The organism is Polaromonas sp. P1_F8, from assembly GCF_056405635.1.
The window spans coordinates 425502-443488 of record NZ_JBFUBS010000002.1; the positions used below are offsets into that span (position 1 = coordinate 425502).

A 17987-nucleotide genomic window follows, 5' to 3' on the forward strand; every position below is an offset into this window, starting at 1 on the left:
TCAATAGCAAACCATAAGCCCCCCTGCAAGCAGGGGGCCGCGGGACTGGCTTAGCCAGACCGCAGGCGCCGCCCCTGGAAGGGGGAAGGCGCTACACGAAGTGAGCGTCCGACGGGGTGAACTAATTCACCGCCCCCTGCAAGGGGGAACAGGCTACACGCAGTGAGCCTGGACGGGGGTGAGCTTATGAATCCGACGGGGGTGCTATCTACTATCTGTTCAATACGCTTTGCAAAGCCTTCCCGGTGTGCGTGCCCAGCTTCACCACCGCCTCAGGCGGTGCCGAAGCCACCACGCGCCCACCTGCGTTGCCGCCGTCCGGCCCCAGGTCGATCACCCAGTCGGCTTCGGCGATCACGTCCAGGTCGTGTTCGATCACCACCACGCTGTGCCCGCCGTTGACCAGGCGGTGCAGCACGTGGATCAGCTTTTCCACGTCGGCCATGTGCAGGCCCACGGTGGGTTCATCCAGTACATACAGCGTGTGCGGCGCCTTCTGGCCGCGGCGGGTGATGTCGTCGCGTACCTTGCTCAGCTCGGTCACCAGCTTGATGCGCTGCGCCTCGCCGCCTGACAGCGTCGGCGAAGGCTGGCCCAGCGTGAGGTAACCCAGGCCCACGTCTTTGAGCAATTGCAGCGGGTGGCTGATGTTGGGCATGGAAGAGAAGAAATCCACCGCCTCGTCCACTTCCATCTTCAGCACGTCGCCGATGTTTTTCCCGCGCCAGGTCACAGCCTGCGTTTCAGGGTTAAAGCGCGCGCCGTGGCAGGTTTCGCACAACACCTTCACGTCGGGCAGAAAGCTCATGCCGATGGTGCGCACGCCCGCGCCTTCGCAGGTGGGGCAGCGGCCTTCGCCGGTGTTGAAGGAAAAGCGCCCGGCGCTGTAGCCGCGCGCGCGGGCTTCCAGCGTGTCGGCAAAAAGCTTGCGGATCGTGTCCCAGAAACCGATGTAGGTGGCCGGGCAGGAGCGCGGCGTCTTGCCGATGGGCGTCTGGTCGACTTCCAGCACGCGGTCTACCGCCGCATAACCTTCGATACGTTCGCAGCCGGTCCAGTCGGGCGTCTTGCCCTTGTCGTCGGCGTCGCGCCCAGATTTGGTCGAGCGCTGCATGACACCCGCGTGCACATTGGTCAGCAGCACATCGCGCGCCAGCGTCGATTTGCCCGAACCCGATACGCCCGTCACCGCCACCAGCCGGTACAGCGGCACGGTGACCGAGACGTCCTTGAGGTTGTGCAGGTCGGCATTGACCACGGTGAGCCAGGAGGTGAAAGGCCCGGCCGCCGCGGGCGCCGCATTGTGCAGCGCGCTGGCACTGGCTGCGGCGGCTTTCAAAGCGGCGGCTTTGAGCGTGGCCGCCTTCTGCTTGCTCACGGGTTTGGCGTTCACGTCGACGGCTGCTTCCTTCGCCACGGCCACCGGCGCTGCGCCCTTGCGCGTTTCGCGCCGCAGCTGCAGCGGGTGAATCAAGGGGTTCGCCAGGTAGCGGCCCGTCAGCGATTCCGGCACGGCCGACAGCTGCGCCGCCGTTCCCTGCGCGACCAGCGTGCCGCCGCGCTTGCCTGCGCCGGGGCCGATGTCGATGATGTTGTCGGCGCGGCGGATCGTGTCTTCGTCGTGCTCGACCACCACCAGCGTGTTGCCGCGGTCGCTGAGTTTGCCCAGCGCGCTCAGCAAAATCTGGTTGTCGCGCGGATGCAGGCCAATCGTCGGCTCGTCCAGCACATAGCACACGCCCTGCAGGTTGGAGCCGAGTTGCGCCGCCAGACGGATGCGCTGCGCCTCGCCGCCCGAGAGCGTGGGCGCGCCGCGGTCCAGCGTGAGGTAGCCCAGGCCCACGTCTTCGAGGAATTCAAGGCGGCTCTTGATTTCGGGAATCAGGTCGCGCGCGATGCCGGCCTCACGGCCCAGCAGGGCGAGTTTTTCAACCCAACCCCGCACGTCCGTCACCGACAGCGCCGCGATGTCGGCAATGCCGACGCCGGCGAACTTCACCGCGCGGGCCTTGGCGTTGAGCCGCGTGCCTTCGCAGGTCGGGCAGGCGGTGCCGGCCACGTCTTCCACCTCGGGTTCGGCAAAACTTTGCTCGCGGCCCTTGTTGTCGTCGTCCATCACCGAGTCGTCAAACACCTTGCGCTGCTCTTTGGTGAGCTTCACGCCCGTGCCCACGCAGTCGGGGCACCAGCCGTGTTTGCTGTTGTAGCTGAAGAGGCGCGGGTCCAGCTCGGCATACGAGGTGGCGCAGATCGGGCAGGCGCGCTTGGTTGAGAAAGCGATCAGCTTGCCGATGTTTTTGGCGCTGGCGCCGGCCATCATCGCGCCGCGCAGGCCATCGAGCGGGGCCAGCACATGGACAACGCCCTTACCGTGCTCCAGAGCGGTTGCCAGTGCGGCGCGCAATGCGGCCTCGTTGTCGGGCGACACATGGATATCGGCAATCGGCAACTCGACCGTGTGTTCCTTGAATCGGTCAATGCGCGGAAAGCCCGTGGTTGGCAAAAATTCGCCGTCGATGCGCAAGTGCGTGTAGCCGCGTGGGCGCGCCCAGTCGGCCAGCTCGGTGTAGACGCCCTTGCGGGCAATCACCAGCGGCGCCAGCAGGCCGATGTGCTGGCCGCGGTAGGTTTTGATCAGCTGCGCGGCAATGCTCTCGGGGCTTTGCGGCATCACGGCCGCGCCGTCCTTGGTGCAATGCTGGATGCCCAGCTTCACATACAGGAGGCGCAGGAAATGCCAGACCTCGGTGGTCGTGCCCACAGTGGACTTGCGGCCGCCGCGCGAGAGACGCTGCTCGATCGCCACGGTAGGCGGAATGCCGTAGACCGCATCGACTTCGGGCCGGCCCGCCGGCTGCACGATGCTGCGGGCGTAAGCGTTGAGCGATTCGAGGTAACGGCGTTGGCCTTCGTTGAACAAAATATCAAAGGCCAGCGTGGACTTGCCCGAGCCCGACACGCCCGTCACCACATTGAACTTGCCGCGCGGAATGTCCACCGACAGGCTCTTGAGGTTGTTCTCTTTCGCGTTGACGATCTGGATCAGGTTCGAGAACGCCGGCCGCGTGGCCCAAACCTTGGGGCGCGACTCTTCCACGCCGTGCACCTTGCCCATGGCGTGCTCGTACTCACGCAGCGCCAGCGCGGTGTGCGATGTCGGGTGCTGGCGCACCTCTTCAGGCGTACCCTGCGCCACCAGCAGGCCACCGCCCTCCCCGCCTTCAGGGCCGAGGTCTATCAGCCAGTCGGCCGAGCGGATCACGTCAAGGTTGTGCTCGATGACGATGAGCGAGTGGCCCGCTTCGAGCAACTTGCGCAGCGCGCGCATCAGCTTGGCGATGTCGTCAAAGTGCAGGCCGGTGGTCGGCTCGTCGAACAAAAACAGCGTGCCGCGGCCAGGCTGCCTGAGCGCCAGCGCCTGTTTGCTGGCGCTGGTGGTTTTGCTGGCATTGGCAAGGAAACCCGCGAGCTTGAGGCGCTGTGCCTCACCGCCCGACAGCGTAGGCACAGGCTGGCCCAGCTTCACGTATTCCAGGCCCACGTCGACGATGGGCTGCAGGGAGCGCACGACTTCGCGGTCTTGCGCAAAGAGGGCGATCGCCTCGCTCACCGTGAGGTCCAGCACGTCAGACACATTGAGCAGGCGCGGCTTCACGTCGCCAATCGCCTTGCGTTCAATCGTCACTTCCAGGATCTCGGCGCGGTAACGCTTGCCGTCGCAATCGGGGCAGCGCAGGTAGACGTCGCTCAAAAATTGCATCTCGACATGCTCGAAGCCCGAGCCGCCGCAAGTCGGGCAGCGGCCGTCGCCATTGTTGAAGCTGAACTTGGTGGCGGTGTAGCTGCGTTGCTTGGCCAGCGGAGCCAGGGCGAAGAGGTCACGCACCGCGTCCCACGCCCCCACATAGCTGGCGGGATTGGACCGCGCCGTCTTGCCGATGGGCGACTGGTCAACAAACACCACGTCGGTCAGGTGGTCGGCGCCCATGAGGCGGTCGTGCAGGCCTGGCGTTTCGGTCGCCTTGCCGAACTGGCGCAGCAGCGCGGGCGCGAGGATGTCCTGCATCAGCGTGGACTTGCCCGAGCCGCTGACACCGGTAACGCACACCAGGCGCTGCAGCGGAAAGTCGACGGTCAGGTTCTTCAGGTTGTGGTCGCGCGCGCCTTCGAGGATGAGGCGCGGGGTGTTGTCGGTCACCGCGCGCTTGAAGCCCATGCCCACCTGCTTGCGTGAGCCGAGGTAGGCGCCGGTCAGCGTGTCGGCATGTTTGATGTCGTCAGGCGTGCCGTCAAACACGATCTGGCCGCCCTTCTCACCCGGGCCGGGGCCCATGTCGATCAGGCGGTCGGCTGCCAGCATGACGGCCGGGTCGTGCTCGACCACCACCAGCGTGTTGCCGGCGTCACGCAGGCGGTGCATGGCCTGGGTGATGCGGTTCATGTCGCGCGGGTGCAGGCCGATGGAGGGCTCATCCAGCACAAACAGCGTGTTGACCAGCGAGGTGCCCAGTGCGGTGGTGAGGTTGATGCGCTGCACCTCACCACCCGAGAGCGTGCGGCTTTGCCTGTCGAGCGTGAGGTAGCCGATGCCGACGTCGCAGAGGTATTTGACGCGGGTCTGGATTTCTTCGAACAGCGACTTCAGCGCCTGCAACTCTGCATCGTCGCCCATCACGTCGAGTGAGAGGCCGCTGAAGAACTGCCGCAGCCTGTCAATCGGCAGGCGCATCAGGTCGTGCAACGCCAGGCCCGGCAGGGCTTCGAGCTGTTCACGGCTCCAGTGCACACCCACCGGCATGAAGCGCTGGCTGGGCGGCAGCACCGCATCTGCGGCTTCCTTGGAACCGAGGCGCCAGAGCAAAGATTCGAGCTTCAGACGCGCGCCGCCGCAGGTCTCGCATTGCGTGTAGCTGCGGTATTTGGACAGCAGCACGCGGATGTGCATCTTGTAGGCCTTGCTTTCCAGGTATTCGAAGAAGCGCTTGATGCCGTACCACTGCTTGTTCCAGTTGCCGTCCTTGTAGCCCGGTGTGCCGTTGATGACCCAGCCCTGCTGCTCTGGCGTGAGCTTGTACCAGGGCGTGTCGCGCGGAACACCCGCCGCTTCGGCGTGGCGCAGCAGGTCGTCCTGCGCTTCTTTCCAGGCCGGGGTCTGGATGGTCTTGATGGCGCCGGCGCGAAGGGTGAGCTTGTCGTTGGGAATCACCAGGCCGTAGTCGACGCCGATGACGCGGCCAAAGCCGCGGCAGGTTTCGCACGCACCCATGGCCGAGTTGAAGGAGAACAGCGAGGGCGTGGGGTTGGTGTAGCGCAGGTCGCTGTCGGGGCAGTGCAGGCCAGTAGAGAAGCGCCACATCACATCCGGTTGACCATCCTCTGCGTGTTGTACATAGATGTTCAGTCGCCCGCCACGCTTCAATGCCGTCTCGATAGCTTCCATCACACGGGCTTTTTCCACCGCGTGGGTGCGAAAACGGTCGGCCACCACGTCCAGCAGCTTGTGCGGACCGGCCGGCGTGGCCACGTCCCGCTGGGCATGCACGCGCGTGAAGCCGCTGACAGAGAGCCACTGCTCGACCTGCTCGGCGCTGGTGTTGCCGGGCAACTCAACCGGAAAGGTCAACACCACGCGCGGATCCCCCTCTTTGGTGCGCGCCATCAGCTCGGCATAAATCGATTCAGGCGTGTCGTGGCGCACGTTCTGGGCGGTCTGCTTGTCGAAGAGCTGCGCGGCGCGCGCGTAAAGCAGCTTCAGGTGGTCGTTCAACTCCGTCATGGTGCCCACGGTGGAGCGCGAGCTGCGCACCGGGTTGGTCTGGTCGATGGCGATGGCGGGCGGCACGCCTTCCACTTTGTCGACGGCCGGCTTGTCCATGCGGTCCAGGAACTGCCGTGCGTAGGCAGAGAAGGTTTCCACATAACGGCGCTGGCCTTCGGCGAACAGCGTGTCAAAGACCAGGGAGGATTTGCCCGAGCCGCTGGGCCCTGTAACTACCGTCATTTCACCGGTGCGGATATCCAGATCGAGGTTTTTGAGGTTGTGCTGGCGCGCGCCGCGAATGCGGATGATTCCCTGGGACATGAGTGCAGTCTTTCCTGAAGAGGTCAAACATTCTAGACAGGGCAATCGGCTGTGCAGGACGTAGGGATTAATATCCTTTTTGCACACTTTTAGCTACGTCAATTAGGGCGGCTTCTGGTTTTCCTGATCGCATTTTTTGCGCTTTCATGCTTCACTTATGGATACATCATTTCACCCGGATGGAGATACTGTGAACAACATGAGAAAACTCAGCAGATGGTGCGCCGCCATCGCGATGGTGGCCGTGGCCCAGGCCAGCCATGCGCAACTCCTTGTCGGGCAGACCGCAGGGTTCACCGGCCCCGTGGGCGCCGGCGTCAAGGAAACCACGGAAGGCGCCAAGCTCTACATCGACGCCGTCAATGCCAAGGGCGGCGTGGGCGGGCAAAAGATTGAGCTGGTGTCGCTCGACGACAAATTCGATCCGAAGCTGGCGGTCGAAAACGCACGCAAGCTGATTGAAGAACAAAACGTGCTGGCCATGTTCCTGACCCGCGGTACACCCCATACCGAAGCCATCATTCCGCTGCTCGACAAAAACAGCGTGCCGCTGGTCGGCCCTTCTACCGGTGCCATGGTGCTGCACCAGCCCGTCAAAAAACATGTGTTCAACGTACGCGCCACCTACCAGCGTGAAGCTGAGAAAGCGGTCACTCACCTGCATTCCATGGGCATCACGCGTATCGGCATCGTGTATGCCGACGACAGCTTCGGCGCTGACGGCGTGATGGGCGCGCAAAAAGGGCTGACGACTGCCAAGCTGCAGCCCGCTGTACTGGAAAAATTCGACCGCTCCAAACCCGACTTCGCGCCGATCGCACCCAAGGTTTACCAATCCAACGCGCAGGCCGTCATCATGGTGGCCTCAGGGCAGGCCGTGGTCGACGGCATCAAGGCCTTCCGCGCGGGCGGCTCCACGGCGCAGATCGTGACGCTTTCGAACAATGCCTCGGGCGGCTTTGTGAAAAGCCTGGGCGACAACGCCCGTGGCGTGATCGTCACGCAGGTGTTTCCGTATGAGCGCTCCATCGCCTTCCCCATGGTGAAGGAGGCACAGGAGCTGGCCAAGGCCAAGGGGCAAGCCGACGTGAGCCCCGCGATGCTGGAAGGTTTTGCTGCTGCAAAGGTCTTGGTGGAGGGCTTGCGCCGGGCAGGCGCCAAACCCACGCGCGAGAAACTCCAGGCGGCCCTGGAGGGCATGCGCAAGATTGATATCGGCGGGCTGGAAGTGAGCTACAGCCCCGAAGACCATACCGGGCTGGATTTTGCCGATCTGTCCATCATCGGCACCGACGGAAAATTCAAGAGATAAATAGCACCCCCCTGCCGACGCTCACTTCGTGTAGCGTCACCTCCCCCCAGGGGGACAGGCGCCTTGCGCCCGGCATAGCCGGATCGCGGCCCCTGCTTGGAAAGAGAATCCCCCCTGCCGACGCTCACTTCGTGTAGCGTCACCTCCCCCCAGGGGGACAGGCGCCTTGCGCCCGGCATAGCCGGATCGCGGCCCCTGCTTGCGAATTCGCAGACCCGCGGCCAAGCCATGCAGGTTTGAAGATTCCCCCTGCCGACGCTCACTTCGTGTAGCGTCACCTCCCCCAGGGGGACAGGCGCCTTGCGCCCGGCATAGCCGGATCGCGGCCCCTGCTTGAGAATTCGCACACCTGCGGCGCCAAGCCGTACGGGTTTGCTCAACCGTACAGAGCCTGCTCAAGTTCCTTGAACTTCTCGGGGCCTACAGCTTCCTTGATCTTGGGCGCCAGCTCCTTGAGCTTGTCGATGTCGCCTGCGGCTTCCACCGCAAGGTTCAGCCGGAAACCCCGAAGGCCCAGGGCGGCCGTCAGCCGCGTGGCGATGGGGTAAGCCCTTGAATAATGCTCTTGCGCATTCAGGGTGGGACTGCCGTCGGCGTTGTGCGCCGACACCTCAGGGACTGGCTCGGCAGGCGGCTGCACTGCCAGCGGTGCCAGCAGGCCCAGCGAAATCAGGTGGTTGATGTCTTCTGCGGTTACGCCGAATCCTGAGGTGGCCTTGACCACATCGGCCATGCTGCGTTTGCCGTCAAACATGATAAAGGCAGAGCGCTGCCGGGGGGTCAATGCGACGGTTCGGTTCTGTACGGCGGTCTGGCCGGCTTCCGTCTTGGTGTAAATCATCGGCTGGTCTCCAGTAAATGCGCGAGGGCGCCACCATGCGGTGCTTGATATTCAGAGACGCTGTAATGGCTTGTTTTGTCTCTGTTAATTCAATTTACCTCATTTTTACCTGCGCCGCACCTATTTCGGGCATGTCGCGGCACTGTCCTGCCTGCGAATGCGCCACGTGCTGCCAGCCTGATCCCTTCACTCAACCGCCCGCACCAACCCCAAAAGCAGCCGCAACAACAGGTACATCCAGCCGCGAAGCACCATGTTTTTCACCACTCAGATCAATATCGCCGCCCTTGTTCAACAGAAATAATGCCAGCCCGGCAATCACGATAAAACCCACAACAATTTTCCACATCTTTCTTTCTCCCAAAAAAAAGCCCCCGGCAAATGGATGACGAGGGCCCGTAAAAAACACAAGGCTTTTCAGCCTGAAAAGGCCGGTGCGGGCTCCTGGCCCGCACCGGCGCAAATACCCATCAGTCGTTGGCGTAAATATCCACGTCCTTGGTTTCCTTGATGAACAAGGTGCCAACCACCAGCGTCATGGCGGCGACGATGATCGGGTACCAGAGGCCGTTGTACATATTGCCGGTCTGCGCCACGATGGCAAAAGCCGTGGTAGGAAGCAGGCCACCGAACCAGCCGTTACCGATGTGGTACGGCAGGCTCATGGAGGTGTAGCGGATGCGGGTCGGGAACAGTTCCACCAGCATGGCGGCGATCGGGCCGTACACCATGGTGACCAGCAGCACCAGATAGAACAGGATGACCGTGACCATGACCTTGTCGACCTTGGCTGGATCAGCCTTGCTCGGGTAGCCGGCAGCCTTCAGGTCGTCCGCAACCGCTTTCTTGAACTCGGCATCTTTCTTCTTGGCGTCGTCGGCGCTCAGGCCCTTGGCGTTGTAGCTGGGGATGGCGGTTTCGCCGATCTTGATGGTGGCCACGGTGCCGGCGGGTGCGGCGACGTTGTCATAGCTCACCGAAGCGCCTGCCAGCACCTGCTTGGCGATGTCGCAAGAGCTGGTGAACTTGACGGTGCCGGTCGGGTTGAACTGGAACGAGCACTCTTTCGGGTCGGCGGTCACAACCACCTTGTTCTTGGCTTGTGCCGCGGCCAGGTCAGGGTTGGCGGCTTTGGTCAGCGCAGTGAACACGGGGAAGTAGGTGACCACAGCCAGCAGGCAGCCGGCCATGATGATGGGCTTGCGGCCGATCTTGTCGGACAGCGTTCCGAAAATCACGAAGAAAGGCGTACCCAGGATCAGCGAATAGGCCACCAGGATGTTGGCCGTGGGGCCGTCGACCTTGAGCGCCTGCGTCAGGAAGAACAGCGCGTAGAACTGGCCGGAATACCACACCACAGCCTGGCCGGCGGTCAGGCCGATCAGCGCCAGGATCACGATCTTCAGGTTTTTCCACTGGCCGAAAGACTCGGACAACGGTGCCTTGGAGGTCTTGCCCTCAGCCTTCATTTTCTGGAAGGCAGGGGATTCGTTCATCGACAACCGGATGTAGACCGACACGGCCAGCAGCAGGATGGACACGATGAACGGAATGCGCCAGCCCCAGTCGGCGAATGCGACTTCGCCCATGGCGGTACGCACACCCAGGATGACCAGCAGGCTCAGGAACAGGCCCAGCGTGGCTGTGGTCTGGATCCAGGAGGTGTAGGCGCCGCGCTTGCCCTGTGGCGAGTGCTCGGCCACATAGACAGCTGCACCACCGTATTCACCGCCGAGCGCCAGGCCTTGCAGCATGCGCAGGGCAATCAGGATCACCGGGGCGGCGACACCGATGGATGCGTAGTTGGGCAAGAGGCCGACGATGAAGGTCGACAGGCCCATGATCACGATGGTGACCAGGAAGGTGTACTTGCGGCCGATCATGTCGCCCAGGCGGCCGAACACCAGCGCGCCGAAGGGGCGCACGATGAAGCCGGCTGCAAAAGCGAGCAGCGCAAAGATGAAGGCAGAGCCCGAGTCCAGTCCGCTGAAGAACTGCTTGGCAATGATGGCTGCCAATGAACCGTAGAGGTAGAAGTCATACCACTCAAATACGGTGCCGAGCGAGGAGGCGAAAATCACCTTCTTCTGCTCGGCTGTCATCGGCCTGTTGTCGACGGCTGTTGCCATGATGTTGTCTCCAAAATAATGAGACTTCCGGTATGGAAGCTACCTTCATTATTTTGGTTGTGGCTGACCTAGCTCTGACGTGAAACTAACAGGAGCTTTCACGAAACTTATGCGTGGCTGACAAGTCAAGGGGAAACCCTTGAAGAACTTTTCAGCATGCGAAGCACCTCAGGGAAAACGCTTAAAACCTTCTTAGGTGCCGCGTTTAATGCCCGTCGCAACCTTACACGCGGCATTCCAGCCATCACCCTCAAACCAGGGACTGCCGAGCAGGTACTCGCGCAGCATCGGCAACGCATCCAGGCCCCAGAAAATTTTGCCGTCGACTTCAAACGCCGGTACACCAAAAACGCCCTTGGCAATCGCCGCTTCCGTATTGCTTTTAAGCTGCGCCTTCACGCCCTCGTCCTGTACATCGCGCGCAGGCGCGAGCTGCTTGACCAACGCTTCGTAACGGGCCGCATCGCCGGCTTCACCGCCTTCGCCCCAGACATGGCGAAAGATGGTTTCGCACGCATAGCGGTTGGGCGTGCCGCCCTGCCCCTCGGGGCCGCAGGCCACAGCCAGGCGCAGCAAAGGCAAGGGGTTGAAGGGGTGGCTGGCCGGCATCTTCATCGCGATACCCAGGCTGTGTGCCAGCCACAGCACCTGCCGGTAGGTCCAGTCGCGTTTGGGGGCGATCTCCGCAGGGCCCAGCTGGCCATAGTGCTTGAGCATGCCCGCGAACAGCACCGGCGTGTACGCCACGCTGTAGCTCACACCCTTCAGCGCTTCTGGAAAGCGCTCAAAAGCCAAAAAGGCATAGGGCGAAATGACGTCGAAGTAGCATGTGATGTGCTTGATCGCGGGCGCATCACCGGCTGCCGGCTTCATCGTCGTGTTCTCGCCGGTCATGGCTTCATCGCAGTCATGCGCTGCCCGATGGATGTCCAGATATGGCGCTTGCCGGCATCGTCAGCGCCGCTCCACTGCGCGATTTCATCGCGCGTGCGAAAGCAGCCTTCGCACAGGCCCGACGCTGCGTTCATGCGGCACACGGAAATGCAGGGCGACGGGACGTCGGGCTCATCGTCGAGTGTGGCCGCGCGCAGGGACACCAGTTCGATCGCATGCTTGCGTGCCAGTTTGTCTTCGTCCACATTCACCGCAAAGTCCGCCACCGGCGCGCCCGTCAGTAGCTCAAGCTCCTGCGGCGACAGCTGGAACACCGCATGCGGGTGGCCCGCGGCGGCCCACACGGTTTCAAAGCGGAACAGCGAGCGGTCAATCAGCGTCACGGAGGGCGTGGCATGCGCCAGCGGCGACACACCGCCTATGGAGAACCCCGTGCGCGCCTTCACAAACTCCGCATCGGCCCGTGCCAGACGCTTGCCGTCGATACACACCATGGCCTCGACCTTTTTTTCATCAACCCGCTGGTCGCCTGACGTCACCACCAGCACGGCGGCATCGTCGGACTTGCGGCGAAAAATAATGCTCTTGGCAATCTGGCCCACCTGCACACCCAGCGCATCGGCTGCCTGCTGCGCGGTGCGCGCGGCATCGTCGAGCATGACGGGTGCATGCAGGTGGCCGCTGTCCAGCAGCACAGCGGCCACCCGCTGCACACCCTCAGGCAAAGTCTTCAATTCGGATCCACACATCATGAGCCCCCACGCTTTTCACTGCGTGTAATACGCTGCCCCCCGAGGGGTCGCTGCGCCTGCGGCCCGGCAAAGCCGGTTCCGCGGCCCCGGCTGGGTTTTATGTCATTGCACATTAGTTCTGTCGCTTATTCAGTAGCGCGGTTGCCGCGCGGGAGTTGGGCTTGCGCCCCAGGAAATCGCTGATGAATTTTCCCGCATCAATGAGCTTGTCCAGGTCAATGCCCGTCTCAATGCCCATGCCATGCAGCATGTACACGACATCTTCGGTCGCCACATTGCCCGTCGCGCCCTTGGCAAACGGGCAGCCGCCCAGGCCGGCCGATGAGGTGTCGTATTGCCATACGCCCATCTGCAATGCCATCAGCGTATTGCCCAGCGCCTGGCCGTAGGTATCGTGAAAATGCCCGGAGACATCATTGATGTCGAAATGCTTGAGCGTCGCCTCCATGGCACGCTGCACCTTGAGCGGCGTGCCCACGCCAATCGTGTCGGCCACCCCCACATGCTGCACGCCTATGCCCTTCATCAGGCCAGCGAGCATGTCCACACGTTCAGGCGCAATTTCGCCTTCATAGGGACAGCCCACGGTGCAGGACATCGCGCCCCGCACATAAATGCCTTTTTCACGCGCGGCCTCGACCACGGGGCGAAAGCGCTCAATGCTTTCGGCAATCGAACAGTTGATGTTCTTCTGGCTGAAGGCCTCGCTGGCCGCGCCGAACACCACGATCTCGTCGGGCCACAGCTCGCGCGGCGGCGCAATTGCGGCTTCAAAGCCTTTCATGTTGGGCGTCAGCACCGAATAGCGCACACCCGGCTTGCGCTTGATACCCGCCATCACCTCGGCGTTGTCGGCCATCTGCGGCACCCACTTGGGCGACACATAACTTGTGACTTCGATCTCGGTCAGGCCCGCGTCCTGCAGGCGCTGCACCAGCTCGATCTTCACGGCGGCAGGCACCTGGGCTTTTTCATTTTGCAAGCCGTCGCGCGGGCCGACATCGACAATTTTGACTTTGGAGGGCAAGGACATGATTTTTTTCCGTATTCGATTTCAAGGTCAGGCGGCCGCAGGTGCCGCACCGCGCGGGCGCAACCACAAAAGCAGCCAGCCGGCCAGCACACCCAGCGCACTGAACACCAAAAGAACCCCACCGATAAAGCCCTGCACCAGCACCGACCCCACAATCTGGGCCTGCACTGGATCTGCCACCGGATAACGCACCTTCACGGCCTCACCCACTTTATGGACGGCGCCGCCCTGGCGCACCAGCGGATCAGCCACACGCAGGGTACGGCCATCGTGCGCGGAAAATTCGACAATGCTTTTCTGGCCCGTGCTGAGCTTCAGGCGGGACGCTTCATGTCCCACCACCCGGCCGGCTACCGTGCGGGTGTCGCTGCCAAGACCCAGGCTTGAGGCCAGCAGCCAGAGAGCCCCCAGGGCTGTCAGCCCGCTGGGCACCAGCAACAGCCAGCCCAAAACACTGAGCAGGCGGTGAGATGTGGACGATGGCATCAATGAAACTCCGGGGACTGCGCTTCAACAGCCGCTTCAATAGCCACGCAGTGGATCAACAATACCAGCAACCCGCTCCCCGCGTTCGACGGCACGCACCTTGCCCGCAATCTGGGCAATGCTTTCCTCACGCAGCGTGCGGGCCGAGGTGTGCGGGGTTACCGTGACTTTCGGGTGTTTCCAGAAAGGGTGATCTGCCGGCAGCGGTTCAACATGGAATACATCCAGCGTGGCGCCCGCCAGGTGGCCGTTGTCGATCAGCGTGATCAGGTCGCCATCGACCAGGTGGCTGCCGCGCGCCACGTTGATGACATAGCCGCCGGGCCGCAACTGCGACAGGGTGTCCAGGTTCATGATGCCCCGCGTTTCAGACGTCAGCGGCAGCAGGCACACCAGGATGCGGCTGGCCGCCAGGAACTCCTGAAAACCCTGCCCACCCGCATCGCCCGAAAAACACCGCACACCCTCAATCGTCTTGGGCGACCGGCTCCAGCCATTGACCGGAAAGTCAAACTGCGCCAGCGCGCGGCCGACGCGCTCACCCAGCACGCCCAGGCCCATCACGCCAATGGGGAAATCGGTGCGCAGGCGCGGCTTGCGGTACGACCATTTGCCTTCGGCAATATCGGCCTCATAGCCATCGAGCTCGCGAAAGTGGCGGATCACCGCATGGCACACAAACTCGGCCATCTGCACGGACATGCCGGCGTCGTCCAGCCGCACCACCGGTACGCCGGCTGGAAGCCGCAGCTTCATCAGCGCGTCAACGCCGGCGCCAATGTTGAAGATGCCTTTGAGCTTTGGCTGCTCGTCAAAGAACTGCTGGGGCGGCGCCCAGACCACCGCGTAGTCGGCCGGCGCCGCGCCGGCGGACCACAACTCCACCTGCGCATCGGGAAACTCGGCCTTCAGGCCGTCTACCCAAGGCTGGGGTTTGATATCGGAACAGCAAAAACTGATGCGCATGAAAAGGATCCCGTTTGAATCAAGGCAAAGTAAAAATCAAACGGCTATTTTCAACAATTCCGAGCCTTCGCTCACCTGGTCGCCCGGCGCATACAGCAGCTCCTGCACCGTGCCATCGGCCGGCGCGGCAATGGTGTGCTCCATCTTCATGGCTTCCATCACCGCCAGCGGCTGGCCTTTGCTGACCTTGTCGCCCGCCTTGACAGCAAACGACACCACCTTGCCGGGCATGGGCGCCGTGAGGCGGCCGCCTTCGGCCTGCGCTTCGCCCGCATGGGCCAGCAGGTCGATGGAAAGGATTTGCGTGGCGCCTTTGGCTGTGAACACATGGTCCAGCTCGCCCTGGGCATATACGGCGGCCGTCATGCGCTGGCCGGCAAACTGCACGTCAATGCCCTGGGCGGTTTCAGCAAACACCAGCGGGCCCGATGCCTCACCCATCGTCAGGCGCAGCGCACCATCGTGCAGGTAGGCCAGCGTTGCCTTGGCGGGTTCGCCATGAAATTCAAACTCAAAGCGGCGCTCCATCACACCATGCGAGCGCCAGCCATCGCGGCGGCTGAAAGGGTCTGCGCCTTCCATGGCCCGCTCATCCAGCAGGGCTTTGGCCACCGCCGCCGCACCCGCCATGGCCAGGCCCACCGGCTCCTGCTTGAACAGCACCGCCTCTTCGCGCTGGATCAGCGCGGTGTCGAGGTTGGCTTTGGCAAACGAGGGGCTGCGCACCACATAGCGCAAAAACTGCACATTGGTGCTCAGACCCACGATGCGAGTCTGCGCCAGCGCATCGTCCAGCCGGGCCAGCGCTTCCTCGCGCGTGGCGCCATGCACGATGAGCTTGGCCACCATGGAGTCGTAATAAGGCGAAATCGCATCGCCTTCACGCACGCCGTCATCCACGCGAACCTGTCCTCTTTCAAACGCCGTATGCACTGGTTTCTTGTAGACGTGCAGCGTGCCGGTAGCGGGCAGGAAGTTGTTGTCGGGCGTTTCGGCGCAGATGCGCGCTTCGATGGCGTGGCCGTGGATTCGCAGTTGATCTTGCGCCAGCGGCAGTTTTTCGCCTGAGGCCACGCGCAGTTGCCACTCGACCAGGTCCAGCCCGGTGATCGCCTCCGTCACCGGGTGTTCGACCTGCAGACGCGTATTCATTTCCATAAAGAAGAAATTCATGCTGCCGTCGGCTCGCTGCTCGACGATGAACTCCACCGTGCCCGCGCCCACATAATTCACGGCACGCGCCGCCGCCACGGCGGCCTCACCCATCTGCTTGCGCATGGCTTCCGTCATGCCGGGCGCCGGCGCCTCTTCCAGCACTTTCTGGTGGCGGCGCTGCACCGAGCAATCGCGCTCAAACAGGTAAACGTAATTGCCATGCGTGTCGCCAAACACCTGGATCTCTATGTGGCGCGGCCGCTGGGCATACTTTTCCACCAGCACCGCGTCATCACCAAAGCTGTTGATGGCCTCGCGTTTGCATGAGGCCAAAGCCGCGTCGAAGTCTTCCGTCTTGTCGACCGCGCGCATGCCCTTGCCGCCGCCGCCCGCGCTGGCCTTGATCAGCACCGGGTAGCCAATGCGGTCGGCCTCGCGCTTGAGCAGCGCCGGGTCCTGGTCGCTGCCGTGGTAGCCGGGCACCAGCGGCACGCCAGCTTTTTCCATCAGCTGTTTGGACTCCGCCTTCAGGCCCATGGCCTTGATGGCCGAGGCCGGTGGGCCAATAAAGACCAGCCCTGCGTCGGCACAGGCCTGCGCAAATTCCTCGTTCTCGCTCAGGAAGCCGTAACCCGGGTGAATCGCCTCGGCGCCCGTGGCCCTGGCGGCTTCAATGATGCGCTCCCAACGCAGGTAACTGTCTTTGGGCGCGCTGCCGCCGATGTGCACCGCCTCGTCGCAAAAGCCGACATGTTTGGCGCCCGCGTCGGCATCGGAATAAACCGCAACAGACTGGATGGCCATGCGGCGGGCAGTCGCGGCAACGCGGCAAGCTATTTCACCGCGATTTGCGATAAGGATCTTTTTAAACATGGTCGTTCTTTGAGAAAGGAGACTTCAAGGTGAAAGCGGAAGCGGTTCCGGGGTCCGGCCTGCCGCTGAAAATACGGGCCACGCGGATAAACAGCTGACGCAGAAAGCGCCAGCAAACGCGGATCAGCCAGATGCTGAGCGCCAGCACCAAAGCCAGCACCACCACAAACACCAGCGGGTGGGCAATCGCCAGCCACAGGCCGGCCGGCACCAGCGAGTCTTCGACCAGCGAGGCGCCGATGTTGCTGAAAGGCTCGGGCGAGGTGTTGATGGCTGCGCGCGTGGTGGCCTTGGCCGCAAAGCTGGTGGCGGCCAGCGTGCCACCCAGCAAGGCCGCCACCAACGCGCCCAGGCCGTTGTCTGCGCCAAACACGGCGGCTGCCAGCGCGGCACCCGCCGGGATGCGAATCACACCGTGCACCACATCCCACAGCGAATCAAGGCCCGGAATCTTGTCGGCAAAAAATTCAATGAACACCATGAAGCCGCTGACGCCCAGCACCACCGGATTGGCCAGCAGCTGCAGGCCTTGCGGAAGCTCTACCCAGCCCATAAACCCTGCCAGCCCGGTCAGCAGCACGACAAGGTACAGGCGCACGCCACTGGCCCAGCCCAGCGCACCGGCCAGGGCAATCAGTTGTGCGGTGTCCAGGGCTTGCATCAAGTGATCCAGTTCGGTTTGCGCTTTTGCAGGAACGATTGAACGCCTTCGCGGCCTTCAGCGCTCACGCGCACATCGGCAATGCTTTCCACCGTCATCTGCACCAAGTCCGGCGTGATGGGCTGGCCGCCTACGTCCTGCACCAGCTGTTTGCACAGCTTCACGGCTTCGGGGCCCGAATTGACAAGTGCCTTCACAAGCTCGGCCACCTTGGCGTCCAGCGCGTCGGCCGTCACCACTTCATGAACAAAACCAATGCGCAAGGCCTCAGCGGCATCAAAGCGCTCGGCCGTGAGGAAGTAGCGATGCGCCGCCCGCGCGCCCATGGCGCGAATCACATACGGGCTGATGGTGGCGGGTATCAGGCCCAGCTTCACCTCACTGAGGCAATACCCTGCAGTGTCCACCGACACAGCCATGTCGCAAGCCGCCACCAGGCCCATGCCACCGGCATACACGTCGCCCTGTATGCGGGCAACCACCGGCTTGGGGCATTCATAAACAGCCTGCAGCATGGTCGCCAGGCGGCCCGCGTCTTCCAGGTTCTGCGCATGGGTGTAGTCGGCCATGCTGCGCATCCAGTTCAGGTCGGCACCTGCGCAAAAGGCCGGGCCGTTGGCCGCCAGCACAACGCAGCGCACCTCGTCGTGCATGCCCAGCTCGACAAAAGCCTGCGTCATCTCGGCGATGACCTCCTGGTTGAAGGCATTGCGCACGTCAGGGCGGTTCAGCGTGACGGTCGCCACCAGCGCCTCGACCTGGATGTTCAGATGGTTCATCTCATTTGTCCTTTCCAGCTGGCT

The 17987-nt window shown here is 62.9% G+C and carries 13 protein-coding genes and 1 pseudogene; 1 reads left to right on the forward strand and 13 read right to left on the reverse strand.

Annotated features, from left to right (window positions below; genetic code table 11):
- Window positions 1-211 precede the first annotated feature (211 nt).
- The gene (gene uvrA, locus AC1D1J_RS10930; protein ID WP_477694688.1) at window positions 212-6082 is read right to left on the reverse strand and encodes an excinuclease ABC subunit UvrA; all 5871 of its coding nucleotides are present in this window, start codon (window positions 6080-6082) and stop codon (window positions 212-214) included.
- Window positions 6083-6281: 199 nt separating this feature from the next.
- Here uvrA and AC1D1J_RS10935 point away from each other — a divergent pair, with 199 nt between their 5' ends.
- Window positions 6282-7394 carry an ABC transporter substrate-binding protein gene (locus tag AC1D1J_RS10935; RefSeq protein WP_477688546.1) on the forward strand — a complete coding sequence of 371 codons (1113 nt, stop codon included), beginning with the start codon at window positions 6282-6284 and terminating at the stop codon, window positions 7392-7394.
- Between the two features lie 376 nt (window positions 7395-7770).
- On the opposite strand, the gene AC1D1J_RS10940 is transcribed toward AC1D1J_RS10935, so the two are convergent.
- From AC1D1J_RS10940 to AC1D1J_RS10995, 12 genes and pseudogenes are all read right to left on the reverse strand, one after another.
- Entirely contained in the window at window positions 7771-8235 is a 465-nt protein-coding gene (locus tag AC1D1J_RS10940; RefSeq protein WP_457282875.1) for a hypothetical protein, read from the reverse strand.
- A gap of 190 nt (window positions 8236-8425) precedes the next feature.
- Complete coding sequence (locus tag AC1D1J_RS10945) at window positions 8426-8584, reverse strand: hypothetical protein (protein WP_477688547.1); 159 nt, start codon at window positions 8582-8584, stop codon at window positions 8426-8428.
- A 121-nt stretch (window positions 8585-8705) separates the two neighbouring features.
- A complete protein-coding gene (locus AC1D1J_RS10950; RefSeq protein WP_477688548.1) occupies window positions 8706-10364 on the reverse strand; it encodes an MFS transporter in 1659 nt (552 codons plus the stop codon).
- 192 nt (window positions 10365-10556) lie between these two features.
- Window positions 10557-11207: a 2-hydroxychromene-2-carboxylate isomerase gene (locus tag AC1D1J_RS10955; protein ID WP_477694790.1), complete on the reverse strand. Its 651-nt coding sequence runs from the start codon at window positions 11205-11207 to the stop codon at window positions 10557-10559.
- Window positions 11208-11254: 47 nt separating this feature from the next.
- Entirely contained in the window at window positions 11255-11524 is a 270-nt protein-coding gene (locus AC1D1J_RS10960; RefSeq protein WP_477694791.1) for a DUF1289 domain-containing protein, read from the reverse strand.
- Window positions 11516-12007 (reverse strand): annotated as a pseudogene (locus AC1D1J_RS10965) (YbaK/EbsC family protein); the annotation flags it as partial. The gene AC1D1J_RS10960 and the pseudogene AC1D1J_RS10965, both read right to left, overlap by 9 nt.
- Window positions 12008-12122: 115 nt before the next feature.
- Complete coding sequence (locus AC1D1J_RS10970; protein ID WP_477694689.1) at window positions 12123-13043, reverse strand: hydroxymethylglutaryl-CoA lyase; 921 nt, start codon at window positions 13041-13043, stop codon at window positions 12123-12125.
- 27 nt (window positions 13044-13070) lie between these two features.
- Window positions 13071-13529, reverse strand: a complete 459-nt coding sequence (locus tag AC1D1J_RS10975; RefSeq protein ID WP_477694690.1) for a DUF3592 domain-containing protein — start codon at window positions 13527-13529, stop codon at window positions 13071-13073.
- A 36-nt stretch (window positions 13530-13565) separates the two neighbouring features.
- Entirely contained in the window at window positions 13566-14495 is a 930-nt protein-coding gene (locus AC1D1J_RS10980; protein ID WP_477694691.1) for a 2-hydroxyacid dehydrogenase, read from the reverse strand.
- A 36-nt stretch (window positions 14496-14531) separates the two neighbouring features.
- Entirely contained in the window at window positions 14532-16523 is a 1992-nt protein-coding gene (locus tag AC1D1J_RS10985) for an acetyl/propionyl/methylcrotonyl-CoA carboxylase subunit alpha (RefSeq protein ID WP_477694692.1), read from the reverse strand.
- Window positions 16516-17184, reverse strand: coding sequence for a DUF4126 domain-containing protein (locus tag AC1D1J_RS10990; RefSeq protein WP_477694693.1), 669 nt, complete (start codon window positions 17182-17184; stop codon window positions 16516-16518). Before AC1D1J_RS10990 ends, AC1D1J_RS10985 begins: the two co-directional genes overlap by 8 nt.
- Window positions 17184-17963 carry an enoyl-CoA hydratase/isomerase family protein gene (locus AC1D1J_RS10995; RefSeq protein WP_477694694.1) on the reverse strand — a complete coding sequence of 260 codons (780 nt, stop codon included), beginning with the start codon at window positions 17961-17963 and terminating at the stop codon, window positions 17184-17186. Before AC1D1J_RS10995 ends, AC1D1J_RS10990 begins: the two co-directional genes overlap by 1 nt.
- Window positions 17964-17987 lie beyond the last annotated feature (24 nt).